The organism is Paraburkholderia sp. SARCC-3016 (genome assembly GCF_031119615.1).
GTDB lineage: Bacteria > Pseudomonadota > Gammaproteobacteria > Burkholderiales > Burkholderiaceae > Paraburkholderia.
This window is the reverse complement of sequence record NZ_JAVHZD010000015.1, coordinates 127,421-152,281: the sequence shown is the minus strand read 5'-3', so window position 1 is coordinate 152,281 and position 24,861 is coordinate 127,421. Positions and strand designations below refer to the sequence as shown.

The window sequence follows — 24,861 nt, the reverse complement described above, 5'->3', positions numbered from 1 at the left end:
GCGTGATTCGCCATGACACGACGATGACGCGCATTCTGCTGCTAGGCGGAACGGGCGACGCGCTGCAGATCGCGCGCGCGCTGCGCGCATCGGACCTATACAGTCTTGCCGGAATCGGCAAAATGCCTGAGGGTTTGGCCTGCACCATACGCGTTGGCGGTTTCGGCGGTGCGCAGGGCTTGCAGGCGTATCTCGCGGATGAACGTATCGGTTTGCTGATCGACGCGACGCATCCGTTCGCCGCGCGCATCAGCAGCAACGCATCCATCGCATGCCGCGCGGCGGGCGTCCCGTACTGGGCGCTGCGGCGCGCACCGTGGCAGCCGCAAGCGGGCGACGACTGGCGGTTCGTCGACGACTGGCCGGCCATCGTCGAAGCGCTCGCGCCATACCGGCGCCCGCTGTTTACGCTCGGTCGCGAGCCGCTTGCGCATCTCGATGAGATTCCCGTGCATCAATACTGGGTCGTGCGCTGTCTCGAAGCGCATGCCGGCAATACGCGCGCATCGGTGATCGGCGCGCGCGGGCCGTTTACGGTCGACGGCGAACGCGCGTTGTTCGCGATGCTGGGCGTCGACGTCGTCGTCAGCAAGAACAGCGGCGGCAGCGCGACCGCGGCGAAGCTCGAGGTCGCGCGCGAACGAGGTTTGCCGGTCGTGATGACGCGGCGCCCCGAACTGCCGGCGGCCGATCGCGAATTCGACAGCGCGTCCGCGCTGCTACGCGCGCTAACCGAATGGAGTGCAGATTCATGACGGTTTTTTTTATCGGCGCGGGACCGGGCGATCCCGAACTGATCACGGTGAAAGGGCAGCGGCTCGTGCGCACGTGCCCGGTCATTCTTTATGCCGGCTCGCTCGTGCCGGACGCGGTGCTTGCCGGCAACGCGGCCGAGGTCGTGGTCAATACGGCGGAACTCGACCTCGATGCGATCGTCGCGCTGCTTGCCGACGCGCATGCGAAGGGCCAGCACGTCGCGCGCGTGCATTCGGGCGATCCGTCGCTGTACGGCGCAATCGGCGAACAGATCCGGCGTCTGCGCGAACTTGGCATTCCATACGAAATCGTGCCTGGCGTAACCGCGACGGCGGCCTGTGCGGCGACGCTCGGCTGCGAACTGACGCTTCCCGATGTTTCGCAGACGCTGATTCTGACGCGTTACGCGCGTAAGACGTCGATGCCGGCGGGCGAGCAGTTGGGAGACCTTGCGCGCCACCGGGCGACTATGGCGATTCATCTCGGCGTGCGGCATATCGCGCGCATCGCCGAAGAGCTGATCCCGCACTATGGCGAGGATTGCCCGGTGGCAGTCGTGTATCGGGCCAGCTGGCCCGACGAAGAGAAAGTAGCCGGTACGCTCGCCGATATCGCCGGCAAAGTGCAGGCAACCGATATCGAACGGACCGCATTGATTCTGGTCGGCCACGTGCTGTCCGCCGAGCGCTTTGCGAACTCGACGCTCTACGCCAAAGATTAGGCAGCGCGCCTGTCTCGCAGCGGCGGCGTAGGGACCCGCACGGGCAACACCGACTTACTACGAACCGTAGCTCATGGTCTGGGCCTGGCCGTTTTCGCCGTAGATGGTTGTCGACTGCGAAACGCCGTGGTCGTTGTAGGACTGGGCAAATCCAACGTGTCCGTCCTGTGACGTATTCAGGTTGAGGCGTTTCGTGCCGTGTTCGTCATAGACCTGATACTGGCCGGCCTGGCCACCCACGCCATTCGGATGAAAATCGTACACGGACTGCCCGTTTGCATATTGATTGGGCAGCTGTTGCGGCAGGGCCGGCCGCGCGCCTTGCGGGGCGGGCGTGAAAATCGGCGATACGTCGGCAAACGTAGTCGGGGGAGGGGTTGCGGATATGCTCATCACAATTCCTTTTACGCAACTCGGTTGCGCTAAAAAATAATAAGGGTTGTTTAAGATAAATCTGCGGTTCTCTAAATCTCTCTAGCTTTCCTCCATGTTTATCGCAATCGGATGAACACATTCTTATTGGTTGATCGCGGCAACAGGTGATGTACTCGTATGCGTGCTGATTGGCTTTGAGAATTTGCTTTGCGCGCAGGGAAACAGAGCGTGCTCGCAAGGGCGAGCACGCTGGACGAGAAGGAAGCGCAGGAGCGTCGACGTGGATAGCGGAACGCGCTGCCCCGCTAGCACGAGTAGCCGGAGTAACGAAGCGCGGCGCGACGGCCGCGCGGCGCTAGCGCGTGCGCGCGCCCGATTGCTCCGCATGCAGATGCGGCTGCGTCACCGCGCTGACGATCGCGAGCACGATCACATTGAGCGCCAGCGCAACGAAGCCGATATTGACGTCCTTCAGCGTGTCGGGCAGGAACGGCAGCAACTGGCCGACGCTCAGGTGCATCAGTGTCGTGACCGTGACGACGAGCACGCCGACCGCGATCCCGCAAAACGCGCCTTGCTTCGTGACGCGATTGCGTGCCGCGAGGCTGCACACGAGCGCCGGGAACAGCTGCGTGACGAAGTTGTAACCCATCAGCAGCAGCGCGACGATCGTCTCGCCGCCGTGCAACGTGAACAGCACCGCGACGAGCGCCACCAGCGGAACCATCACGCGCGCAAGCTTTGCAACGGCCGCATCGGGCGCCTGCCGCGCGAGCGCGCCGCGATAGATGTCGTTCGCGAGCAGCGTCGACGCCGTGGTCAGAATCATCGAGCCGGGCACGAGCGCGGTCAGCACGCCGGCCGCACCGATCACGCCGACGAACCACGGATCGAAGCTCTGGATCGACAGCCGCAGCAACGACAGGTCGATGTCGCCGCCCTTGAGGCCCGGCACCTTCAGCGAGGCTGCGAAGCCGACGAAGAACACGAACAGCAGGATCAGCTGATAGATCGGCAGCACCATCGCGTTGCGCCGGAAGATGCGTTCGCTTTTCGCGGTGAATACCGAACCGAACGTGTGCGGCCACATGAAGAAGCCGAGCGCCGTGAGCAGCACGGTCGACTGGAACCATATGACGCTCGAGCCTTTTTCGGGGAAGGTCAGAAAGCCCGGCCGCGCGGCGTCGATCGCATGGAACATCTCGCCGATGCCGCCGTAGTGGCGAATCGGCAGATAGATGCCGAGGAACAGCACGACCGCGAGAATCAGCAGGTCTTTCATCACCGAGTTCCACGCGGAGCCGCGCACGCCCGATGCGATCACATAGATCGTCACGACCGCGGCGCCGATCCAGATTGCCGCCGAGGGCGACACGCCGCCGTACGATGCGGTCGAAACGATGATGCCGAGTCCTTTCAGCTGCAACACGAGGTACGGAATCAGTGCGGCGACGTCGACCACGGCAACCAGCACGCCGAGCGCCTGGCTGTCGTACTTGCGCGCGAAAAAGTGCGGCTGCGACACGAGCCGATGGGTTTTTGCGAAGCGCCAGACGGGCGGCAGCAGCCAGTACGACAGCACATATGCGAGCGTCGCATAAGCAAGGATGTAATAGACGGGCGCGCCTTTGCCGTAGGCGAAGCCGCTGCCGCCGAGGAACGTGAACGTCGTATAGATTTCGCCGGCCATCAGCAGGAACACGAATGCGGTGCCGAAGCTGCGTCCGCCGACGGTCCACTGCTCGAGGCTCATGTCGTGGCCGTGCCGTGCACGCACGCCGAGATACAGCGCGAACAGCGTCACGGCGGCGATGATCACCAGTGCGCTGCTCATCGGCGATCCTCCGCTTGCGTGGCGGGTTCCCGGTTGGCCGGATCGAGCCGGTAGACGATCGCCATGATTGCCGCGCTCAATATGACCCACATCACGATCCAGGCGAGCACGAGCGGCATGCCGAGCACGAGCGGCTCGACGCGATTGACGAACGGAACGCCGAGCAGAATGCCGATGAATGGCAGCGCGGCAAGCAGACGAAAGGACATGGGCATCTCCTCGATCGATGGTCGCACGGGCGGTCGATACGGTCCTACGGGTCCTGCGGTCGTGAGCGTCCGGCAGGCGGTGCTGTGCGTCCGACTGTAAGACGCCTGCGCGGTCCGCGCCAAGCGATCAAAAATATGAATGTGATTTGAAAGCTATGCGGCGTGGATCGAGTCGCGTATGCCGGATGCCTGAACCGTAGCGACATGGGTAAGCGGTACACTGTGCGACGGCACACCCGCATCGGCGCAGCATAAGCGGCTATAAGTCCGGCGGCTATAAGTCCGGCGGTTACAAGTCCGGCTCACCCCACGCACCACACGCCCATCGATCGGACCGACAACAATGACAAGCAGCCTCGTCTCCGACATCCTGTTCGGCTTTACCGCATTGATCAGCATCATCAATCCGTTTGCGATCGCCTTCGTGTTTCTCGACCGCACCGAGTCGCTGACCGTCGAGGAGCGCGCGACGCTCGCGAAGCGCGTGTCGATCAACGCATTCTTCGTGCTGATCGTCGTGTTCTTCGTCGGCACGCCGGTGCTGCATTTCTTCGGCATCTCGATCGAGGCGCTGCGCATCGGCGGCGGCCTCGCGGTCGCGGTCAGCGCGTGGAATATGCTCAATGCACCCGAGACGCGCGCCGCAGCGGCGGCCGGCAAGCCCGTCGATCCCGACAATGCGATGTCCAAAGCCTTCTTTCCGTTGACGATGCCGCTCACCACGGGCCCCGGCACGATCGCCACGGCCATTGCGCTCAATGCAAACCGCACGCACAAGCTCAGCGAATTCGTGCTGTCGTCGATCGCGTCGATCGTGATCTCCATACTCGTCGTGCTCGTCGTCTATTTCACGTACAGTCGTTCTGCGTATATCGCGCACTTTCTCGGCAAGGAGGGCACGAAGGTCGCGTTGCGCGTATCGGCGTTCCTGTTGCTTTGCATCGGCGTCCAGATCATGTTGACTGGCTTTTCGGAATTTCTTGCGCCGCTGGCGGCAAACCGGCCCGCTTCATGATGTCGCTCATGGCGTCGATGCGGTGAAAATCCAGTTCGCATAAACAGCGCAAGACAAACGTGCAATCCGCATGAAATAGGCGTGGCAATACCGTGGCATTAGCGTAAACCCGGGTATTCGAATCGCACCCGTGTGCCGTTGTCGTGTTGTGGAGCCGCAATGATGAACCGCCAGGATAGCGCAGACAGGATGACCGATAGCGAACCTCACGGCGAAGCCGGCCGTGAGGCCGGCCCTTTGCATGGCAGCGGCGGCTATCGACCGGCCGTCGCCGCGCAGGTGCTCGAGACGGAGCGCGCCGTATTGCGCTTGCTCTCGCGCAGCGCGCCGCTGCCTGAACTGCTTGCCGAAGTGTGCTGCCGCGCCGAGGCCTTGCTCGGCGACGGCGCCGCATGCTCGGTGCTCGTGCTCGATACCGATGGCAAACATGCGCGCGTCGGCGCCGCGCCGTCGCTGCCGCCCGCGTATTGCGAAGCGCTGGCCGCCTTCGAGATCGGTCCGCACGCCGGTTCGTGCGGCACCGCGATGTTCGAGCGCCGCCTCGTGGTGGCCGAAGATATCGAAACCGATCCGCTGTGGGCCGAATACAAACACCTCGCGTTGCCGCACGGCCTGCACGCGTGCTGGTCGATTCCGTTCGAAGATGCATCGGGTTGCGTGCTCGGCGCATTCGCGGTGTATTACCGCACGCTGCGCCGGCCGATCGACGTCGAGGAAACGATCCTGCGCGATATCGGACGCAGTGTCGGTCTTGCAATTCATCATGACCGCATCCGTCAGCGCCTCGCGCAAAGCGAGGAGCATCACCGGCTCGTGGTCGACCACCTGAATGAAGGCATCGTCGTGCAGTCGAAGTGCGGCGAAGTGCTCGCGTGCAATCCGAGCGCGATGCGCATGCTGCGCACGACACCGGACGTGATCGGCGCCAACATCCTTTCCGTGATGCTGCATGCGCGGCGCGAAGACGGTTCGGTGATCGAAACGCCGGACCGGCCGACCCTGAAGGTGTTTTCGACAGGCATGCCGGTGCTTGGCGTCACGATGTCGGTCGAACTCGCGATCGGCGAGACTGTCTGGATCACGGCGAACTTCGTGCCGATCATCAAACCGGGCGCGCCGGAGCCGAGCGCGGTACTGATTTCGTTCAACGACATCGGCCCGGTGCGCGCCGCGCAGCGCCAGCTCAAATATCTGGCGACACGCGATCCGCTCACGGGTCTCTATAACCGCGCGTATCTGTCGGACCGCATGCGCGATCTGCTCGAACAGCCGGGCCGCGACGGCGCGGCGCCACGCGTCGCCGTGCTGTTCGTCGACCTCGACGGCTTCAAGAAGGTCAACGATTCCGCCGGCCACGAAGCCGGCGATGCGCTGCTGTGCAGCGTCGCGCGGCGGCTTGCCGCTTGCGTGCATAAGGGCGACACGCTCGCGCGGGTCGGCGGCGACGAGTTCGTGATCGTCGTCAGCGGCTATGAAAGCGTGGCGCATCTGACCGCGCTCGCGCGCGAGGTGCTCGAGACGGTCGCGATGCCGTTCGCGGTCGCCGACAACGAATACTACCTGGGCGCATCGATCGGCATCAGCGTGTGTCCCGAAGACGGCCGCGATGCGGCGACGCTGATGCGCAATGCCGATTCGGCGATGTACCAGGCCAAGCAGCGCGGCCGCAACGGCTTCGAATTCTTCACGAAGGAACTGAGCCGGCAATTGCAGCGCCGCTTCGCGATCGAGCAGTCGTTGCGGCGCGCGCTCGCCGCCGACGAGTTGCGGCTCGTGTACCAGCCGATCGTCGATGGCGCGAGCGGCCGCACGGTCGGCGCCGAAGCGCTGATGCGCTGGCATAACGAAGAGCTTGGCGATGTGTCGCCGATCGAGTTCATTCCGGTGGCCGAAGACACCGGCCTCATCGTGACGCTCGGCAAATGGCTGCTCGAGCGCGCCTGCGCGCAGGCGGCCGAATGGCGCAAGACGCTCGCGCCGGACCTGATGATCGCCGTGAACCTGTCGCCGCGGCAGTTCAACGATGGCCTCGTGCAGGAGGTCGCGCAGTGTCTCGCCGCGGCCGGGCTCGACCCGACCGCGCTCGAACTCGAGATTACCGAGGGGCTGCTGATGAGCGAGCGCGCGCCGGTGATGCCGATGCTGACCTCGCTGTCGAGAATGGGCGTACGTATTTCGGTCGACGACTTCGGGACCGGGTATTCGTCGCTGTCGTATCTGAAGCGCTTTCCGCTGCATAACCTGAAGGTCGACCGCTCGTTTGTCGCGGGTCTGCCCGATCATCGCGACGCGGTCGCGATCACGCATGCGGTGGTCGCGATGGCGCATTCGCTCAAGTCGGATCGTAGCCATGTCGTTCTGTGAGCCAAGGAGTTGGTAGAATGTTTTGTCTTCCTAAGACCGCTTGGCCTCCGACTTGGGCGGCCAGTCGCGCCCGGTGAATACACGCAATTGCTCGCGGAAGTCGCCACGACGGCCGCCGGCACAAGGTCTGCCTCGCCCCGGCTGTCGTAACATCTGTACCGTTCGACTTACACTGAAGCGGGATACGGATGCCATTCAAATCGCTCGAAGCCGCCGCGATCGAAGCATCGCTTGGCGGCCACACCCGTCAGTACCTGGCCGGCGCGCTCAAACTGCCGCAGCCGCTCGCGCACGTTCACGATACCGATATCGAAGTCGGCATCTCCGACTACGTAAAAAGCGGCTTCGAGCCCGCACATCGTCACGCGCGCGCGAAGGAGTACCACTACGTGCTGCGCGGCATGACGGAATACCAGGATCTCGACACGGGCGACGTGCATCGCTTTCGCGCCGGCGACTTCTACGTGATCTATCCGGGCACGGCTTACGTGCAGCGTATCAAGCGCGACACGCGCATTCTCTTTATCAAATACCCCGCGGGCAACGACAAGCAGATCGTGCCGATGACGGAAGCGATCGATACATGGGCGCGCGAAACGTTGCGCGTGACGCGTATCGATCTGCAGGCACGTGAGAACGGCGATGGCACTGCAACCGCCGCGCCCCGCGCGAATTCGCTGAAGCCCGCGGTCGCGGTGGCGGTATTCGACGCGGCGCAGCGCCTGCTGCTCGTCAAGCGCCGCGATAGCGGCTACTGGGCCATGCCCGGCGGCACGATGGAACTGACCGATTCGCTCGAAGGCTGCGCGCGCCGCGAGGTGCGCGAGGAAACCGGTATTGAAATCGCGATTGCAGGCATGATCGGCACCTATACCGATCCGGCGACGATCATCGCGTATTCGGATGGGGAAGTGCGCCGCGAATTCTCGATTCTGCTCGCCGCCACCGCGACCAGCGAACACCTTTCGCACGACGACGAATCGACCGATGTTCAATGGATCGAGCTCGCGGAGCTGGCGCGCTTTCCGATGGTCGACGCCCAGGCAAGGCGCGTGCAGGACGTGCTCGCGTGGCGGTCGAAGCGCGGCGTGTTTATTCGATGAGTCAGGACTACCGCGTCGCGGAGCTTGCTAGCCGGGCGGTTCGCCGCGCACGGTGGTCCGGTAACGCTCGACCGCCTGCTCGAGATTGTGGAACATCCGCTCGCGGCCGAGCGCCTCGCCGATCGGCGAACGCTGCACGAGCATCAGCACTTCCGGATTCAGCGCCGCGAGCCAGAGCGTTACGCCGCGCGAACGCAGCCGCTGCTCGGCGTCGGCAAACATCTTGAGCGCCGTGTACTCGATGTCGAATACGCCGCTCATATCGACGATGACCGTATGCGGCGCGGCCACCGCGATCAGCTTCAGCATTTTCTCGCCGATGTGCTGCACATTGGCGAAGTAGATACGTCCTTCCGGCATCAGCAGCAGGAGGCCCGGCCACGTTTCGTCGTCGGGATGCAGATGCGACACGGGCCGGAATACGTTCGTGTTGCGCTTGCGCGCGAGCACGTAGACGGGCGGGTCCGACAGCTGGTGCGCGAGCGCTGCGAGCGACACGACGATCGCGACGAGTATGCCTTGCAACGTGCCGACAATCACGACGCCGGCAAGCGCGACGACGGCCCAGACGAACTCCATGCGCCGCACGCGCGCAATCGCGCGAAATTCGATCGGATCGAACAGGCCGATCGAATAGACGATCACGACGGCGGCCAGCACGGCCTGCGGGATCAAGCCGATCAGCGGAGACAGCAGCAGCATGGCCGCGAGCGCAACGGCGGCGGTGACGAGGGAGGCAGCCTGACTGCGCGCGCCGGCGCGGCGGTTGACGGCGGTTTGCGTCGTGCCGCCGCCGCCCGGCATCGCGCCGAACAGCGCGCCGGCCAGATTCGCGAGACCGGTGGCGAACAGTTCGCGGTTCGCGCGCGGCGCGGGTTCGCCGTGATGCGCGAACGCGCGGCCTGCCGCCGTCGTTTCGGTGAAGCTCATCAGTGCCATGCCGAGCGCGATCGGCCATAGCGTATGCGCGAGCGCGAAGACCGGCAGTGTCGGCGCCGGCAACCCGCCGGGCACCGCGCCGACCGTTTCGATGCCGTGAGCGTGCAGATCCAGCAGCCTCGACGCGACGGTCGCGCAAGCGACCACGACCAGCGGCGCCGGCACGCGCGGCACGAAGCGCCGCAACGCGATCAGCGCGGCCAGCGCGAGCGCCGCGACGACGGCCGTCGTGACCGACGTGCGCGGCAGGCCTTCGACAATCCTCAGCACGTTCTCGAAGAACTCGCCCTTCTCGAAGTGAATACCGAGCAGCTTCGGCAACTGGTCGATAAAGATCACGACCGCGATGCCGGCCTTGAAGCCGACGAGCACGGGCTCCGAGATGAAGTTCGCCACGAAGCCGAGCCGCAGCAGCGACGCGGCCATCAGGATCAGGCCGACCAGCACGCCCAGCGTTGCCGCGGCGGCGAGCAGTTCCGCATGGCCGCCGCCGGGTGCCACATGGGCGAGGGCCGATGTGGTGAGAATCGATAGCGTGGTCGTCGTGCTGACGCTCAGCACGCGCGAAGTGCCCGTCAGCGCGTAGACGAGCATCGGGATGAACGCGGTATAGAGGCCCGCTTCGACCGGCAAGCCCGCAAGCGTCGCGTAAGCGAGCGCATTCGGGATCACGACGGCCGCGGTGGTCAGGCCGGCGATCAGATCGCCCTTGATCCAGTGCGAGCGATAGTCGAGCAGCCACTCGGGCAGCGCGAGCCAGCTTCGTGGCTGGTGCTGTCGAAGCCGGCCCGATGGGGCGCTGGAAGACGGCGAAGCCGACGGTGCGTCGGAAGGCGGATCGGAAGGCGGCATGGCGGAAAACGCGAAATGCGGCAAGCGCCGCACAAAACCGCCGCGCACTGCGTGCGCGGCGTCCATGCCGGAACATGCAGCGTGCGGCGCTCGCTCAGAACTTCTCCGGCACGTACTTGAACGGATAGTCCGGCTCGCGATAGTCGCCGCGCTTCTGCCGTTTCGGCAGCGTGATTTTCGCACGCGGCATCGCCTTGTATGGAATGCTGCCGAGCAGATGCGTGATGAGGTTCAGGCGCGCGCGTTTCTTGTCGTTGGATACGACGACATGCCACGGTGCAATGCCGGTGTCGGTTTCGACGAACATTTCGTCGCGGGCGCGCGAGTAGTCGTACCAGCGCGTGTACGAGCGCAAATCCATCGGCGAGAGCTTCCAGACCTTGCGTGGGTCGTGGATGCGCGATTCGAGCCGGCGCGTCTGTTCCTCTTCGCTGACTTCGAGCCAGTACTTGAGCAGGATCACGCCGGAACCGATGATCGCGCGCTCGACGAGCGGCACGCCTTTGAGGAATTGCCTTGCCTGCTCCTCGCTGCAAAAGCCCATCACGCGTTCGACGCCTGCACGGTTGTACCAGCTGCGGTCGAACAGCACGATTTCGCCGGCAGCGGGCAGGTGCGGCAAATAGCGCTGCACGTACATCTGCGATTTCTCCCGTTCGGTCGGCGCGGGCAGTGCAATGACACGAAAGATGCGCGGGCTCACACGTTCGGTGATGGCCTTGATCGTGCCGCCTTTACCGGCGCCGTCGCGTCCTTCGAACACGATGCAGATTTTCGCGCCCGTTTGCACGACCCATTCCTGCAGCTTGACGAGTTCCGCGTGCAGACGCGCCAGTTCTTTTTCGTATTCCTTGTTCGACAGCTTGCCGGACGCGGCGGCGCCGTTCGCGCCGTTGACACGGTCCGCCTTCGCGCTGTTTTTGACCGCCTCGGCGACGATCGCCTGGTGAGGTTCTCTGGCGCTGTGCTTACCGTTGTTCCTGGCGATGTCTTTGGCGGCCTTTCGCGTGTGAGCCATGATGGACTCCTCGAACAGTCATACGGATGCGGACCTGTGCAACGACAGTTCCATATCGAGTATGGTCGCGCGCCGGCGCCGCCGCAACAGGACTTTGGTCCAATGCGAGCGCCCCGGCGGCAGTCGGATCCCGCCATGCCTGGACCTGTCGATGCGTCGAGGCGTCCGCGCGCGATCAGCACTTGGCCGGCGAGGTTTTTTCGTCCGCATGCGCGTGCAGTTCGGGCGGCGTCGCGCTGCCGCCATGCTTTTCGAGGTACTGGCACGCGCTGACGATATCGCGCCCGAGCAGGCACGCGACGTTGTGGTTGATATGCGGCCGCACCACCACGCGCAGGCTCATCACTTTCTGCGCATTCGGCGGCATCGAGTAGGCGGACAGCACCCATCCTTTTTCGCGCACCTTGTTCGATACGTCGAACTCGTTGAAATTCTTCACCTTGCTGTCGAGCGTGACGGCCACGACGGGAATGCGCTGCGTCTCGTTCATGATCGTGAAATAGCCGCTGTCGACCAGCAGCTTGCGCAATGTGATCGCGTTATTCAGCGTGTGCTGCATGACGCGTTGATAGCCGTCGAAACCGAGGCGCAGAAACTGGTAGTACTGCACGGCGATCTGAAAGCCGTTGCGGCTGAAATTCAGCGTCGCGGTCGGCATTTCGCCGCCCAGATAGTTCACGTAGAACACGAGGTCCTCGTTGAACACCTTGCGCTCACGGAAGATCACCCAGCCAAGCCCCGGCGGCGTGAGCCCGTATTTGTGGCCCGACGCGTTGATCGACTGCACGCGCGGCAGGCGGAAATCCCACTTGTAATCGGGGTACAGGAACGGGTTCACGAAACCGCCGGACGCGCCGTCGATATGCATCGGAATCGAAATGCCGGTGCGCTTCTCGTAGTCGTCGAGCCAGGCGTGGATCTGCTCGATGTCGTCGTCTTCGCCGGTGAAAGTCTGTCCGGCGATCGCCACGACCGCAATGGTGTTTTCGTCGACGTACCGGTCGAGTTGTTCCGCGGTGAGGCGGTAGTTGCCGGGCTTGAGCGGCACGATGCGCGGCTCGACGTCGAAGTAGCGCAGAAACTTCTTCCAGACGATCTGCACGTTGCCGCCCGTCACCATGTTCGGCCGGCTCGCGTCCTTGCCTTCGCGCTCGCGCTTTTGCCGCCAGTTCCACTTATGCGCGAGCCCCGCGAGCATGCACGCTTCCGAAGAGCCGACCGTCGCGGTGCCGTAGACGTCGACGCCTTGCGGACCGTTCCACAGCTGATGCAGCCACCGGACCATCCGCGTCTCCATCGCGAACAGTTGCGGATACATATCGTGGTCGATGTAGTTCTTGAAGATGTTGCGGCGCGCGGTTTCGGCCGCTTCCGGTTCGGCGAAGGTCGTGACGAACGACGACATATTGAGCATCGGATTCGTATCGGTCCATTCGTCGCTGATCACGATCGCCGCGGCGGCCCGCGCCGACATGCCGCTTTTCGGAAATTCGTGCCCGGGCACTTCGCAGTTGAACTCGTCGTACGGCGTGCGTTTTTCAGTCGAGGTCTGCATGTATCGCTCCTTCCCATATCAAGGACCAGCAGGGGCCGCCAGGCAGCGAGGCCTGCCCGGCGCAACGAAAAGCGGATACGGGCAAATCCCGCCAGACGCGGGCCATCCGGCGAGCGTCGCCGGCCGGCGCGCGGCTAGGTCAGCAACATCACGACGACCATCCCCCAGATGGTCAGCAGCGTATTGCCGACCGCGTACGTCACCGTATAGCCGAGGCCCGGCACCTGACTTTTCGCGGCGTCGCAGATCATGCCGAGCGCGGCCGTTGTGGTGCGCGCGCCTGCGCAGACGCCGAGCAGGATCGCCGGATGAAAGCGAAACACGTACTTCGCGATAAACATGCCGAGAATCAGCGGCGCCGCGGTCGCGAAGATGCCCCAAAGAAAGAGGCTGATGCCGAGTTGCGCGAGCCCCGCAACGAAGCCCGGGCCCGCGGTGATGCCGACCACCGCGATAAATACATTCAGGCCTACGGAATTCATGAACCACAGCGTCGATTCGGAAATGCGGCCGAAGGTCGGGTGGATCGCGCGCAGCCAGCCGAACACGATGCCGGCAATCAGCGCGCCGCCGGCCGTCGAGAGCGTCAGCGGCACGGCGCCGGCCTTGACGACGATCGCGCCGATCAGCGCGCCGAGCGTGATCGCAAAGCCGATAAAGGCGACATCGGCCGCGGGGGACGGGCGGTCGATCGTGCCGAGCACCTTCGCGGCCGCGGTCGTGTCCTGCGTGCGGCCGACCAGCATCACCGTATCGCCGCGGTGCAGTTTCGTATTCGGCAGCACCGGAATCGGCGTTTCGGTTGCGCCGCGCCTGATGCGGCGAATATAGACGCCGCGCGCGTTCGGCAGCTTGCCGAGTTCGTCGAGGGTCTTGTTTTCGACGGCCTTGTTCGTCACGTAGACGTCGACGCCTTCGGCGGGCACGGCCAGCAGTTCCGGGTCGTCGACTTCCGTGTGCAATGGACCGAGCACCGAGACGAGCTGCTCGCGCGGACCCACGATCGCGACGACGTCGCCCGGTTGCAGCAGCGTGTCGATCCGCGCTTCCTCGATCTTGCCGTCATGGCGGACACGCTCGATGTAAAGGCGCGCGCCGTCGGGTGCCAGCGCTTCGGCCTGGCTCACCGTGAGGCCGATCGCGCGCCCGTCCTGCGCAATGCGATATGCGCGCAGTTCGTAGCGGTGCCACGCCTGACCCGCGCCGCCCAGGTCCTTCGCGCCGCCGAGGCTCGCCTCGTATTCCTTGCACGCAGAGACCAGATCGATGCCGAGCAGCTTCGGTCCGAGCGTCGCGAGTATCAGCGCCGAGCCGATCGTGCCGAAGATATACGTCACCGCATATGCGGTCGGCATCGCATCGAGCAGTGCTTTCGTTTCGTCTGCAGGTAAGCCGAGGCGGTTGATTGCATCGGTCGCGAGCCCCATCGACGCGGAAATGGTCTGCGAGCCCGCGAACAGCCCTGCGGCCGAGCCGACGCCATAGCCGGCGATTTTCGCGGCGATCACAGGCGCCGCGAGACACAGCACGCATTGCACGACCGAGAAGATTGCTTGCGGAATGCCGTCTTTCGCGATGCCGCGCACGAACTGCGGGCCGACGCCGTAACCGACCGCGAACAGAAACAGCAGGAAGAACACCGATTTCACGTTCGCGGAAATCGTGATGCCGAGCTGGCCGATCGCGATTGCGGCCAGCAGCGTCGCGGTCACCGCGCCGAGGCTGAAGCCCTTATAGCTTTTGCCGCCGACCCAGTAACCGATGCCGAGCGAAAGAAATACGGCGATCTCCGGATATTGCCGAAGTGTTTGCGCTAGCCAGGTCATGCTCGCTCCTTGTGATCGGGCGTTGGACAGACGTGTACCTGAAATGGCAATGCTGCGGGCGACGGGCGGCGTGCGCGATGGGGTGCAACGACGTCATGCAAAGGGCCGGTGTCGGCGCACGACGTATCGGACAGGTGTCGATAAAGCCTGGGCGAGCGGGGAGTCCCCCGGTTTCCTGACGGATTCGATAATCGAAGGGCAGTATAGGCAATGGAAATCGATTAATCCATCGTAAAAGTGCGACGTTTAGTTCGACTGATGTACGTCAAAGCGTCCGTCGATATTTCGGTGTCTGCTTCCTGTACCGCTTACATCGTGCGCGCAGGCATGAGACCTTGGTCCAATTGACCCGCGCGACGAGCGGTACCGAGAATGATCGGACACCCGGCAGGCGCCTTGCACCGGCTGCGCGCGGGCGTCGAAAGCGTTGCCGATTGTTACGCGATCGCTTCCGCGGCCGGGTTCAGGCCGTTTCCCGATCGTTTCCCGGTTGACATCGCAACGACACCCGCGTCTTATACGTTGATATGCGCGGATCATTGTGTTTCGAGCACGATGCACCGGGTCACGAGCCCGGTGCCTGTCGCCCACGGCTACGCCGTCCTTCGACCACGAGGTACACGTGATGAACGCAGGTACGCAGTTCGCGCACAGTCAGCAGATTGGCGCAAGGGTCGCCCGGGTATTTCAGAAGCGCGCGCAGATCGCGCAGCAGCAGTTCAACGAGCGCATGCATGACGCACTTGGTACGCAGGCGGGCAACGCAGCCGCAGCAGACACGTCGAGTACGCCATTGCCCGCGCCGCTTGCGGCTTCATTCGCTGCTCCATTCGCGGCTCCCGGATTCGCCGCACCGTTTGCTGCCGCCGCGCCGGGCGTCGCTGCATTGACCGCGCCTTTCACGAGTGCTTTCAATGCGGCATTCGACCCGTTCTCCGCCTGGCGCTACGCGATCGACGCGACGCAGCGCGCCGTGCTGTTCTGGGACACCTTGCGCCAGCGCGGCAACCAGTTCGTCGACCAGACCGCGCAAGGTTTGAAGCCGGTGCTGCACTTCGACTATGAAACGGTGCTCGACGGCCGCACGTTCGAACGCCCGGTCAACTATGCACTGTTGCGCATCCGTCCACCCGAAGGCGTGACGATCGATACGGACAAGCGCCCCTATGTGATCATCGATCCGCGCGCGGGGCACGGTCCCGGTATCGGCGGATTCAAGGACGATTCGCAGGTCGGCGTCGCGTTGCGTGCGGGCAGCCCCGTGTATTTCGTGGTGTTTTTCCGCGATCCCGAACCGGGCCAGACGATGCTTGATGTCTGCGCGGCCGAGCAGCGCTTCGTCAAGAAGGTGCGTGAACTGCATCCGCACAGCCCGAAGCCGGCCATTGTGGGTAATTGCCAGGGCGGCTGGGCCGCGATGATGCTCGCCACCTCCAACCCCGACGATACGGGCCCGATCGTGATCAACGGCGCGCCGATGTCTTACTGGAGCGGCGCGTGGAGCGAAGGCGAGGGCGACAATCCGATGCGCTACGCGGGCGGTATGCTCGGCGGCACGTGGCTTGCGTCGCTAACCGCGGATCTTGGCAACGGCAAATTCGACGGCGCGCATCTCGTGCAGAATTTCGAGAACCTGAATCCCGCGAACAGCCTCTGGGACAAGTATTACCACGTGTTCGACAACGCCGATACCGAGCCGCCCCGCTTCCTCGATTTCGAGCGTTGGTGGGGCGGCTACTACCTGATGAACCGCGAAGAGATCGAGTGGATCACGCGTAACCTGTTCGTCGGCAACAAGCTGTGGACCGGGGAGGTGCGCGGTACGGGCGGCGCCGCGTTCGATCTGCGCGACATCAGGTCGCCGATCGTGCTATTCGCATCGCTTGGCGACAACATCACGCCGCCGCAGCAGGCGTTCAACTGGGTGGCGGATATCTACGGCAGCACCGACGAAATCAAGGCGCGAGGCCAGGTGATCATCGGGCTCATGCATCAGAACATCGGGCATCTCGGTATTTTCGTGTCGGGCAAGGTCGCGAAGAAGGAACATACGCAGATCGTTTCCGTACTCGAAGCGATCGAAGCGTGTCCACCCGGGCTTTACGGCATGGAGATCTCCGAGCAGAAGGACGCGGACGGCAAGCTCGCATACGAGGTCAGCCTGCACGAGCACCGGCTCGAAGACATTGCGGCGAAGCTCAACCGCTTCAAACGTATCGACGAGTTGCCGTTCAAGGCTGTCGAGAAGGTGTCCGAGTTCAACCAGCGAGCGTACGAGCTGTTCGCGCAACCGTTCGTGCAGGCGGTGTCGAATGAGGCGACGGCAGGCCTGCTGCGTCAGTTCCATCCGTTGCGCGCGCAACGATGGATGTTTTCCGATCTGAATCCATGGCTCGCATGGCTTGCCCCGGCGGCGCAGGCAGTCAAGGCCAACCGCTTGAAGAGCGATGCGGATGGGCCGAACCCGCTGCGCCAGGCGGAACGGCGCGGTGCCGAACTGATCAGCGCGTCGCTCGACTATTACCGCGCGCTGCGCGACGCGGCGACCGAAGGGCTGTTTTTCAGCATCTACGGCAACCTTTTTGCCGCGCGTTCATCCGATAAGTTCGATCTCGACGGACCGGTCGCGACGCCCGTCGCGGATCCTCGCGATCTGCCGTTCGTCAGGGAAGCGCTGGCCTCGATCGGCGACGGCGGCTACACGGCGGCCATTGCGCGCGTCGCGTGTCTGCTGGCGCGCCACGGCGAACCGCTGCCGCTCTCCCTGCTCACGATGCGCAACGAACTCGTCGCCGAATACGCGGAGTATCTGCCCGAACTCGAATACGACGTATGGCGGCGCATGCGCGGCGAGCAGGAGATCGTGGTCCGCTACGAGCCGGAACGCGCGCTTGCGTCGCTGCCTGCGCTGCTCGCCGATTCGGGCGACCGCAAGCGGTTTTTGACGCTGCTCGATAAACTCGCCGGAGACGAACGCATCCAGGGGATGGCGCCGACCGCAGCACAGCTGCAGATGGTCGAGCGGATCCGTGCGCTGCTGCCGCTCAAGCCGAGTCGCACGCCGCGCGCAACGCCATCGCCCACGTCGTCGGTTCATTGACGCCCACTCTCGGACGGCCGGCATCGCGCGGGCCGATTTCAAGGACAGGTTCATGGAACATCAGCATGAGAAATACCGGCGTCTGATCGAAATTTGCCGCTCGATGCCGCCCACGCCGACAGCCGTCGTGCATCCGTGCGACCAGAGTTCGCTGCAAGGCGCAGTCGAGGCGGCGCGAATGGGACTGATCGCGCCTATCCTGGTCGGCCCAGGCGAGCGCATCGCCGCGATCGCGAAGCAGTATGAAATCGACATCTCGCCGTATCCCATTGTCGATGCGCCGTTTAGTCACGCGTCGGCCGAGGCGGCCGTGCAACTGGTGCGCGAAGGCCGCGCGCAGGCGCTGATGAAAGGCAGCCTGCATACCGACGAACTGATGAGCGCCGTGGTGAACCGCGAATCGGGCCTGCGCACGGCGCGGCGCGTCAGTCATTGCTTCGTGATGGACGTGCCCGGTCACGCGAATGCGCTGATCATCACCGATGCGGCGGTCAATATCGCACCGACGCTCGATGAAAAGGTCGATATTCTGCAGAACGCGATCGATCTCGGGCACGCGCTGAAAATGGAAGAAGTGCGCGTCGCGATTCTGTCGGCGATGGAAACGGTCAACCCGAAAGTGCCGTCGACCATCGAGGCCGCGGCCCTGTGCAAGATGGTCGACCGTCATCAGATCACGGGCGCGCTCGTCGACGGGCCGCTCGCGCTCGATAACGCAATCGACCCCGAAGCCGCGCGCATCAAAAAGATCGATTCGCCTGTGGCGGGCCGCGCGAACGTGTTGATGGTGCCCGATCTCGAAGCGGGCAATATGTTGGCGAAGAGCCTGTCGTTTCTGGCGGGCGCCGATGCCGCGGGCGTCGTGCTCGGCGCGCGCGTGCCGATCATTCTGACGAGCCGCGCCGATTCGGTGATGACGCGGCTCGCGTCGTGTGCGGTGGCGGCGCTCGTCGCTCAGGCGCGTACCCGAACGACGAAAGTGGAGGGGTAATGCAATGACCGATGTGATTCTCGTGCTGAACGCTGGCTCGTCGAGCATCAAGTTTCGCGCTTATTACATTGATGGCAGCGAACTGGGCCTCGGGTTGCACGGCCAGATAGAAGGCCTTTTCAGTTCGCCGCATTTCATCGCGCATGACCGGGACAACGAACAGGTCGGTGAAAAGCGTTGGGGCGACGGCGCGAGTCTCTCGCACGAAGACGGCATCCAGTACATCTCCGAATTTCTGACGAGCCATCGCGGCGACAATCGCCTCGTGGCGGTCGGCCATCGCGTCGTGCACGGCGGCGAAAAATTTGCGAAGTCGGTGCTTGCCACACCGGACGTGGTCGACGAACTCGAGCGGCTCACGCCGCTCGCGCCGCTGCATCAGCCGCACAACCTGAAGCCGATCCGGATTATCGCGGCGACGCGTCCGCATCTGCCGCAGGTCGCGTGCTTCGATACCGCGTTTCATCGCTCGCAGACCGAGCTTGCGCAGGCGTTTGCACTGCCGGAATCGATTACTTCGCGCGGCGTGCGGCGCTACGGTTTCCACGGGCTCTCGTACGAGTACATCGCGCAGGCGCTGCCCCGGTTTTCGCAGCGCGCGGCGAGCGGACGCACGATCGTCGCGCACCTCGGCAACGGCGCGAGCATGTGCGCGCTCGAAAAAGGACGCAGCGTGGCGAGCACGATGGGCTTTACCGCCGTCGACGGTTTGCCGATGGGTACGCGCTGCGGCAGCCTCGACCCGGGCGTGCTGCTGTATCTGCTCGATGAACTCAAGATGGATACGCATGCGATCGAAGACCTGATTTACAAGCAGTCGGGTCTGCTCGGCGTGTCCGGTATTTCCGGCGATATGCGCAAGCTGCTCGAGAGCGATGCGCCGCGCGCGCGCTTTGCGGTCGAGCTGTACGCGTACCGGATCGGCCGCGAAACCGGTTCGCTCGCGGCCGCATTGCAGGGGCTGGACGCGCTCGTGTTTACGGCCGGCATCGGCGAGCACTCCGCGGAAATCCGGCGGCGCGCAGCGCAGCACGCGGCATGGCTCGGCATCGAAATCGACGACGCCGCGAACGGGTCCGGCGGACCGCGCATCAGCACGCCGTCGAGCAAGGTCGAAGTGTGGACGATTCCAACCGACGAAGAACTGATGATCGCGCGCCACACGCGTGAAGTCGTCGATGCGCAGTAACACGTAGCAACACGCAGCAACACGCAGTGACGCGCGCCGACGCAACGAATCGCGCGCGACAACGCAAGGAGTTCGACCATGACGCAGACGCACGAAGAAGCCCGCAGGGTGCTGCACGGCATGAACGCGCTCGTGACCGGCATTGCCAACGAACATTCGATTGCCTATGGCTGCGCGAAGGCGTTTCGCGAACTCGGCGCCGAAGTCGCGATCACGTACGCGGACGACAAGGCGAAGCCCTATGTCGAGCCGCTCGCGCGCGAACTGGAAGCCGCCGTTTTCATGCCGCTCAACGCATCGAATCCCGACGATTTCGAAGCAGTGTTTGCGCGTATCGGCAGCGAATGGGACAAGCTCGACATTCTCGTCCATTCGATTGCGTGGGCACCGAAGGACGACCTGCAAGGCGGCTTGCTCAATTGCTCGGCACAGGGCTTTGCGGCCGCGATGGACATCTCGTGCCATTCGTTCATCAAAATGGCGCGCCTCGCAGCGCCGCTGATGAAGGACGGCGGCGCGATGTTCACGATGAGCTATTACGGCGCGAACAAGGTCGTGCCGAACTACAACGTGATGGGCCCCGTAAAAGCCGCGCTCGAAGCCAGCGCGCGCTATCTCGCGTACGAACTCGGGCCACGGCGGATTCGCGTGCATGCAATTTCGCCCGGGCCGCTGAAAACGCGCGCGGCCTCGGGGCTCAAGGATTTCGATCTGCTGCTGACCGAGGCGGCCGAGCGTGCGCCGCTCGGCGAGCTTGTCGACATCATGGACGTCGGCTTCACCTGCGCGTTTCTCGCGACGCCCTATGCACGGCGTTTGTCGGGCGAGACGCTGTATGTCGATGGCGGTGTGCACATCATGGGCTAGTGCGGACCACGCTCCCAGGCGCGTGGTTGAATGTGCGGTGGAAGTCGGGTTGAGGAGAACGGCAATGGCTGACATGGTGATTGGCAACATCGAAGACGGCACGTCGGAGGAGGAGATTCAGGCGCTGCTCTCCAAATACGGTTTTCCCGTTTACGACGCGATCCAGCATGTGCCCGGCGTCGGTTCGCGGCCTGCCGTGCTGTTGAGCTTCAATGGCACGGAAGCTGCCGCGCTGCGGATGCTTCAGCCACGCATTCATAACCTGTTCTGGAAGAATCGCCGTCTCAATGTCGTGGTCCTGCAGGAACGCAGCGAGGAGTGACAGTGGATGCATGCACGGAACTGGGGCCATGGGCTTCCTGAGCCGGCTATTTGGCCGGGACGCGCATCGCGCCGGCACATCGGACGGGCGCGATTCGGCGCATAGCGCCGAAGAAATCGAGCAGACCATCGCGCGTATCGCGAGCACGATTCCGCAGCTGAAACTTGCGCGGCAATACGACGCGCGTCTCGCGCCGGCGATCCGCACCACGCTCGACTATGCGCGCGAAATCGTCGCCGCGCTGCCTGCGCCACGCGATGCCGATGCAAACGCGTGGTCGAGCGACCCGTATATTCACGCGTTTTTTGCGACATGCGACGACGTCGAACACGCGTTCGGGCGCTCGCACGAATTACGCGAGTGGTTCGACGAGCATATCGACTGCGGCGAGGTCTACGCGGTGCTCGGCATGGATATGGCCGAACGCACCGTGCTCGGCGTCGCGCAGCAGGACGGCAGAACGCGCACGGACGTGCGGCAGACCACGGTGAGCTTCAGCGACCATCGCGTGCGCATTTTCGGCCGCACGGAAGCCGATCTGCATGACGAGATCGTGCGGCGCATCGTCGATCAGCTTGCGCTCGAAGCGCTCGAGCAGATCGCCGGCGACAAATCGCGCCGCGATGCGCTCGAACAGGAGCGCGCGTTGCTGAAGGCGCGGCTGCAATTGCTGCAACGGCAGGGAGCCGGTATGCATGCGATGGTGTCCGGTGCGGCCCCGGCTGATCTCGCCGAAGTGGCGCGGCTGCAGCGGCAGATCGAAGAGAACGAACGCCACCTCGGCGAACTCGGTTTCAAGACCGAAGCGATCGAACGCCAGTTCGACATCGTGCAGCGCATCTATGCGGACCCGGCTGCACAAACCTGTGTGACGGTCAGGCCGCTGCGGCTCGACAGAATGAACGTAGTTGTCGATGAAACGGCGACGCAGCCCGCGGCCGATATCGAATTGCGTATTGCGCGCATTCCCGCGAATCCGTCCGAAATGCGCGCATTCGCGATCGTGCGATTCAGGCGCGCCGATCTGCCGCCGGCCGGCAGCCTGTTCGGCGATACGAGCCGCATCATCGTCTAGCGCCCTGGCGTGCGCTACCGCCCGACGCGACGACGGCCGCACCCGGTGCGATGCCGATCGCCATCGCCGCAACGCCATCGCCGCAAGCGCAGCCGCATCGATTCGTCGAATATCGATCGTTCGAATACGATTCGCGTCGTGCGTGTCCGCAAAAAACGTCTTTCGCTATACGTTGCGCATAAGCTTACGATTTGAGGTCTTCGCGGTCTCTTATGTAATATCGCATGCTTATCGTACGAACTGACCACTCATTCCCGGAGGAGACCACCATGAGTTCATCCACGACGCCCGTCTGGTTCATCACCGGCTGTTCGACAGGCTTGGGCCGCGAGCTGGCGCGCGCGGTACTCGCGCGCGGCTGGCGCTGCGTTGCGACGGCGCGCAACAAGTCGTCGCTGGCCGATCTCGCCGACGGTGCGGGCGACCGGCTGCTCACGCTCGATCTCGACGTGACCGATCAGAAGCAGATTGCTTCGACCGTCGAAGTAACCTTGAAACGCTTCGGCTCGATTGACGTGCTCGTCAACAATGCGGGCTACGGCTATCAGACGGCGATCGAAGAAGGCGTCGAGGCCGAGATTCGCGCGCAGTTCGACGTCAATGTATTCGGTCTGTTCGCCATGACGCGTGCGGTCTTGCCGTCCATGCGCGCACGCCGCAAGGGCCATGTGCTGAACATTACGTCGCTGGCGGGGTTGGCCGGTTACGCGGGCTCGGGCTACTACGCCGCGAGCAAGCACGCGGTCGAGGGCTGGTCCGATTCGCTGGCGATCGAAGTCGAGCCGCTTGGCATCAAGGTGATCTGCATCGAGCCGGGGCCGTTCCGCACCGACTGGGCGGGGCGTTCGCTGAAGCAGACGCCGAACCGCATCGCCGATTATGCGGATACCGCGGGAAAGCGTATGCAGAACACCGCGCAAAGCAGCGGCACGCAGCAGGGCGACCCGATCCGCGCCGCGCAGACGATGCTGAAAATCACCGAAGTCAGCGATCCGCCGCGCAATCTGATGCTCGGAGCGGCCGCGCTCGATGGCGGTACGAAACGGCTGCGCGCCTTGCTCGACGATATCGAAAAATGGCGCGAAACGAGTCTCGGAGCGGATTTTCCGGCGGGCACGTAAGGGTGCGTTGACATCTTTTTTATGCCGCGCGGCCGATATTTTGCCGTGCGTTGATGCATCGCTTGCTCCAATACAGTCGTGCTTCTCACCGTTGAACGAACGTTCCGATGCTACGGCTGCTGATTCCTGCGATCCATCGCGAAGGCGCGCTGCCGCTTTCGAAAGGCGCGCGCAGTTCTGCCCGATGATGAGTAGGCGGGCGATTCTCGGCGACGCCGGCGTGCCTTACCGCTGGAGCCGCGCCTTCGGCCCAGTCGCCGAAACGATCGCCGCGCATGCGGCATTGCAGCAGTCAGACGCGGTCATCGTCGACGCGAGCCAACTCGGTTTTCTGACGCGCTGGTGGATCATCGCGAGACTCTGGCGGCTCACGAAGGCTCTGGTCACGATGCTGCACCAGGGCGGTTCGATGGAGTTATTTGCGGAAGTTGCCCGCGGAAGGTGCCCGCGGGAGTTGCCCGCGCCGCGTACGCCGTGAGGTCGTTTTTATATCGACGAAAGCGGCTTTTACGCGGCTTTTGCGCGCTGTCGGATATGCTTTCAGTACGCAATAAATCGTGAGGGCGACATGGCGCACCCATTGGCGGGTTTGCGAGCGCTGCTAAGGCGAAGCAGAGCGGCGCACAATGCGGAACACGGCGCGGAACACGGGGCGCGAACGCATCGCGAGCCGGGGCGCAACGTCATGCTGCACGTGACGGTCGATGCGCAGCATACGACGCCGTTTCGGGAAGCGCTGATTCGCGATTGCGGCAACCAGCAATGGACGCTGCGCGTGGCGCCTTTGCGCGACAGCGATCGTGTGCGGTTGTCGCTGTATCTGCCGAAAGAAGTCGGAGGCCAAGCGGTCTTAGGAAGACAAAACATTCTACCAACTCCTTGGCTCACAGAACGACATGGCTACGATCCGACTTCAAGCGATGCGTGGCGCAGCCTGATTCACGCGAGCGCGCAAGGCGATGTGCCGCGACCTGCGACTCTGCGCCACGCAGACGCGCTCTCGCATCGCGGAAACGGCCCGCATCGTGCAAACGAGCAGATCGCGCGCGGCGCAGCCGGCCGTGCAGCCGACCGCGCGGCCCGGAAAATCGCCGAAGAAGCCGCCGATGCGGCAGTGGAAAACATTATTCCCGCCCAGCCGAGCCTCGCGCAACTGCTGCCCGCGAGCCACGTGCTGCTCGGCTTGCCCGTCGCGGACCGCGAGCAACTGTTCGCGCAGTTGAGCCGGTCGTTCGAAACGCTGTGCCATGTGCCGGCGGAGATCGTCATGGCGGCTCTCACGGCGCGCGAGGCGCTCGGGTCGACCGGCCTCGGGCGCGGCGTCGCGGTGCCGCACGGGCATATCGAGAACCTCGCACAGCCCGTCGCGATCTATGCGCGTCTGGCCGAACCGATCGCGTTCGATGCACCCGACGCGCAACCGGTCGGCGATATCGTTGCGCTGCTCGTTCCGCAGTGGGCCGACAGTGCGCATCTGCATCTGCTGGCCGAGGTTGCGCAATGCTTCTGCGATCATCATTTCCGCGAGCGGCTGCACGAGTGCGAGAATGCCGCCGCCGTGTGCCGGCTCTTCGACGGCCGCGAGACGTTGGAACATGCCGCGCGCGGCGGCCGGCCGCTGCTCTGAGT

21 protein-coding genes are annotated in these 24,861 nt (G+C 63.9%); 14 read left to right on the top strand and 7 right to left on the bottom strand.

Going from position 1 to position 24,861, the window contains the following annotated elements; genetic code table 11:
• Positions 1 to 23 precede the first annotated feature (23 nt).
• On the top strand, positions 24 to 755 hold the full coding sequence (locus QYH69_RS16955) for a cobalt-precorrin-6A reductase (RefSeq protein WP_308833045.1): 732 nt from the start codon (positions 24 to 26) through the stop codon (positions 753 to 755).
• Entirely contained in the window at positions 752 to 1,477 is a 726-nt protein-coding gene (cobM, locus tag QYH69_RS16950; protein WP_308833003.1) for a precorrin-4 C(11)-methyltransferase, read from the top strand. The genes QYH69_RS16955 and cobM overlap by 4 nt, the downstream gene beginning before the upstream one ends.
• Positions 1,478 to 1,534: 57 nt before the next feature.
• Here the strand turns inward: cobM and QYH69_RS16945 are convergent, their stop codons facing one another.
• From QYH69_RS16945 to QYH69_RS16935, 3 genes are all read right to left on the bottom strand, one after another.
• The gene (locus QYH69_RS16945) at positions 1,535 to 1,870 is read right to left on the bottom strand and encodes a hypothetical protein (protein ID WP_308833002.1); all 336 of its coding nucleotides are present in this window, start codon (positions 1,868 to 1,870) and stop codon (positions 1,535 to 1,537) included.
• A gap of 337 nt (positions 1,871 to 2,207) precedes the next feature.
• Positions 2,208 to 3,686 carry a sodium:solute symporter gene (locus QYH69_RS16940; RefSeq protein ID WP_308833001.1) on the bottom strand — a complete coding sequence of 493 codons (1,479 nt, stop codon included), beginning with the start codon at positions 3,684 to 3,686 and terminating at the stop codon, positions 2,208 to 2,210.
• Positions 3,683 to 3,895 (bottom strand): DUF3311 domain-containing protein, encoded by a 213-nt coding sequence (locus tag QYH69_RS16935; RefSeq protein WP_075160642.1) that lies wholly within the window; start codon positions 3,893 to 3,895, stop codon positions 3,683 to 3,685. Before QYH69_RS16935 ends, QYH69_RS16940 begins: the two co-directional genes overlap by 4 nt.
• Before the next feature lie 343 nt (positions 3,896 to 4,238).
• Here QYH69_RS16935 and QYH69_RS16930 point away from each other — a divergent pair, with 343 nt between their 5' ends.
• From QYH69_RS16930 to QYH69_RS16920, 3 genes are all read left to right on the top strand, one after another.
• Positions 4,239 to 4,910 (top strand): MarC family protein, encoded by a 672-nt coding sequence (locus QYH69_RS16930; protein WP_308833000.1) that lies wholly within the window; start codon positions 4,239 to 4,241, stop codon positions 4,908 to 4,910.
• 159 nt (positions 4,911 to 5,069) lie between these two features.
• Positions 5,070 to 7,274, top strand: coding sequence for a putative bifunctional diguanylate cyclase/phosphodiesterase (locus QYH69_RS16925; RefSeq protein ID WP_374992433.1), 2,205 nt, complete (start codon positions 5,070 to 5,072; stop codon positions 7,272 to 7,274).
• A 188-nt stretch (positions 7,275 to 7,462) separates the two neighbouring features.
• A complete protein-coding gene (locus QYH69_RS16920; RefSeq protein WP_308832999.1) occupies positions 7,463 to 8,377 on the top strand; it encodes an NUDIX domain-containing protein in 915 nt (304 codons plus the stop codon).
• A gap of 27 nt (positions 8,378 to 8,404) precedes the next feature.
• On the opposite strand, the gene QYH69_RS16915 is transcribed toward QYH69_RS16920, so the two are convergent.
• The 4 genes from QYH69_RS16915 to aspT all read right to left on the bottom strand — a co-directional run bounded on the left by QYH69_RS16915 (position 8,405) and on the right by aspT (position 14,567).
• Positions 8,405 to 10,234: a SulP family inorganic anion transporter gene (locus QYH69_RS16915; RefSeq protein ID WP_308832998.1), complete on the bottom strand. Its 1,830-nt coding sequence runs from the start codon at positions 10,232 to 10,234 to the stop codon at positions 8,405 to 8,407.
• 28 nt (positions 10,235 to 10,262) lie between these two features.
• The gene (ppk2, locus tag QYH69_RS16910) at positions 10,263 to 11,186 is read right to left on the bottom strand and encodes a polyphosphate kinase 2 (RefSeq protein WP_308832997.1); all 924 of its coding nucleotides are present in this window, start codon (positions 11,184 to 11,186) and stop codon (positions 10,263 to 10,265) included.
• 175 nt (positions 11,187 to 11,361) lie between these two features.
• A complete protein-coding gene (locus QYH69_RS16905; protein ID WP_308832996.1) occupies positions 11,362 to 12,741 on the bottom strand; it encodes a glutamate decarboxylase in 1,380 nt (459 codons plus the stop codon).
• A 134-nt stretch (positions 12,742 to 12,875) separates the two neighbouring features.
• On the bottom strand, positions 12,876 to 14,567 hold the full coding sequence (gene aspT / locus QYH69_RS16900) for an aspartate-alanine antiporter (RefSeq protein WP_308832995.1): 1,692 nt from the start codon (positions 14,565 to 14,567) through the stop codon (positions 12,876 to 12,878).
• A 625-nt stretch (positions 14,568 to 15,192) separates the two neighbouring features.
• Between aspT and QYH69_RS16895 the strand changes: the two genes are divergently transcribed.
• The 9 genes from QYH69_RS16895 (at position 15,193) to QYH69_RS16855 (ending at position 24,859) form a co-directional block, all read left to right on the top strand.
• Entirely contained in the window at positions 15,193 to 17,667 is a 2,475-nt protein-coding gene (locus QYH69_RS16895) for a DUF3141 domain-containing protein (protein ID WP_308832994.1), read from the top strand.
• 22 nt (positions 17,668 to 17,689) lie between these two features.
• Positions 17,690 to 18,658, top strand: a complete 969-nt coding sequence (locus QYH69_RS16890; RefSeq protein WP_308833043.1) for a phosphate acetyltransferase — start codon at positions 17,690 to 17,692, stop codon at positions 18,656 to 18,658.
• A gap of 4 nt (positions 18,659 to 18,662) precedes the next feature.
• Positions 18,663 to 19,847: an acetate/propionate family kinase gene (locus tag QYH69_RS16885; protein ID WP_308832993.1), complete on the top strand. Its 1,185-nt coding sequence runs from the start codon at positions 18,663 to 18,665 to the stop codon at positions 19,845 to 19,847.
• 78 nt (positions 19,848 to 19,925) lie between these two features.
• Positions 19,926 to 20,714, top strand: coding sequence for an enoyl-ACP reductase FabI (gene fabI / locus QYH69_RS16880; protein ID WP_308832992.1), 789 nt, complete (start codon positions 19,926 to 19,928; stop codon positions 20,712 to 20,714).
• A gap of 64 nt (positions 20,715 to 20,778) precedes the next feature.
• Positions 20,779 to 21,036, top strand: a complete 258-nt coding sequence (locus tag QYH69_RS16875; protein ID WP_308832991.1) for an RNA-binding protein — start codon at positions 20,779 to 20,781, stop codon at positions 21,034 to 21,036.
• Between the two features lie 28 nt (positions 21,037 to 21,064).
• A complete protein-coding gene (locus QYH69_RS16870; protein WP_308832990.1) occupies positions 21,065 to 22,111 on the top strand; it encodes a hypothetical protein in 1,047 nt (348 codons plus the stop codon).
• Positions 22,112 to 22,380: 269 nt separating this feature from the next.
• On the top strand, positions 22,381 to 23,232 hold the full coding sequence (locus QYH69_RS16865; RefSeq protein WP_308832989.1) for an oxidoreductase: 852 nt from the start codon (positions 22,381 to 22,383) through the stop codon (positions 23,230 to 23,232).
• A 184-nt stretch (positions 23,233 to 23,416) separates the two neighbouring features.
• Positions 23,417 to 23,710, top strand: coding sequence for a hypothetical protein (locus QYH69_RS16860; protein ID WP_308832988.1), 294 nt, complete (start codon positions 23,417 to 23,419; stop codon positions 23,708 to 23,710).
• Positions 23,711 to 23,917: 207 nt separating this feature from the next.
• Entirely contained in the window at positions 23,918 to 24,859 is a 942-nt protein-coding gene (locus QYH69_RS16855; protein ID WP_308832987.1) for a PTS sugar transporter subunit IIA, read from the top strand.
• The last annotated feature ends 2 nt before the right edge of the window (positions 24,860 to 24,861 follow it).

Bases quoted from the DNA above. Each gene is read 5' to 3' on its own strand.
- QYH69_RS16915 (WP_308832998.1), bottom strand. From the start codon at position 10,234: ATGGACGCCGCGCACGCAGTGCGCGGCGGTTTTGTGCGGCGCTTGCCG.
- QYH69_RS16940 (WP_308833001.1), bottom strand. From the start codon at position 3,686: ATGAGCAGCGCACTGGTGATCATCGCCGCCGTGACGCTGTTCGCGCTG.
- QYH69_RS16905 (WP_308832996.1), bottom strand. From the start codon at position 12,741: ATGCAGACCTCGACTGAAAAACGCACGCCGTACGACGAGTTCAACTGC.
- ppk2 (WP_308832997.1), bottom strand. From the start codon at position 11,186: ATGGCTCACACGCGAAAGGCCGCCAAAGACATCGCCAGGAACAACGGT.
- QYH69_RS16875 (WP_308832991.1), top strand. From the start codon at position 20,779: ATGGCTGACATGGTGATTGGCAACATCGAAGACGGCACGTCGGAGGAG.
- QYH69_RS16865 (WP_308832989.1), top strand. From the start codon at position 22,381: ATGAGTTCATCCACGACGCCCGTCTGGTTCATCACCGGCTGTTCGACA.
- QYH69_RS16920 (WP_308832999.1), top strand. From the start codon at position 7,463: ATGCCATTCAAATCGCTCGAAGCCGCCGCGATCGAAGCATCGCTTGGC.
- QYH69_RS16860 (WP_308832988.1), top strand. From the start codon at position 23,417: ATGATGAGTAGGCGGGCGATTCTCGGCGACGCCGGCGTGCCTTACCGC.
- cobM (WP_308833003.1), top strand. From the start codon at position 752: ATGACGGTTTTTTTTATCGGCGCGGGACCGGGCGATCCCGAACTGATC.
- aspT (WP_308832995.1), bottom strand. From the start codon at position 14,567: ATGACCTGGCTAGCGCAAACACTTCGGCAATATCCGGAGATCGCCGTA.
- QYH69_RS16955 (WP_308833045.1), top strand. From the start codon at position 24: ATGACGCGCATTCTGCTGCTAGGCGGAACGGGCGACGCGCTGCAGATC.
- QYH69_RS16855 (WP_308832987.1), top strand. From the start codon at position 23,918: ATGCTGCACGTGACGGTCGATGCGCAGCATACGACGCCGTTTCGGGAA.
- QYH69_RS16945 (WP_308833002.1), bottom strand. From the start codon at position 1,870: ATGAGCATATCCGCAACCCCTCCCCCGACTACGTTTGCCGACGTATCG.
- QYH69_RS16895 (WP_308832994.1), top strand. From the start codon at position 15,193: ATGAACGCAGGTACGCAGTTCGCGCACAGTCAGCAGATTGGCGCAAGG.
- QYH69_RS16885 (WP_308832993.1), top strand. From the start codon at position 18,663: ATGACCGATGTGATTCTCGTGCTGAACGCTGGCTCGTCGAGCATCAAG.
- QYH69_RS16870 (WP_308832990.1), top strand. From the start codon at position 21,065: ATGGGCTTCCTGAGCCGGCTATTTGGCCGGGACGCGCATCGCGCCGGC.
- QYH69_RS16930 (WP_308833000.1), top strand. From the start codon at position 4,239: ATGACAAGCAGCCTCGTCTCCGACATCCTGTTCGGCTTTACCGCATTG.
- QYH69_RS16935 (WP_075160642.1), bottom strand. From the start codon at position 3,895: ATGTCCTTTCGTCTGCTTGCCGCGCTGCCATTCATCGGCATTCTGCTC.
- QYH69_RS16925 (WP_374992433.1), top strand. From the start codon at position 5,070: ATGATGAACCGCCAGGATAGCGCAGACAGGATGACCGATAGCGAACCT.
- fabI (WP_308832992.1), top strand. From the start codon at position 19,926: ATGACGCAGACGCACGAAGAAGCCCGCAGGGTGCTGCACGGCATGAAC.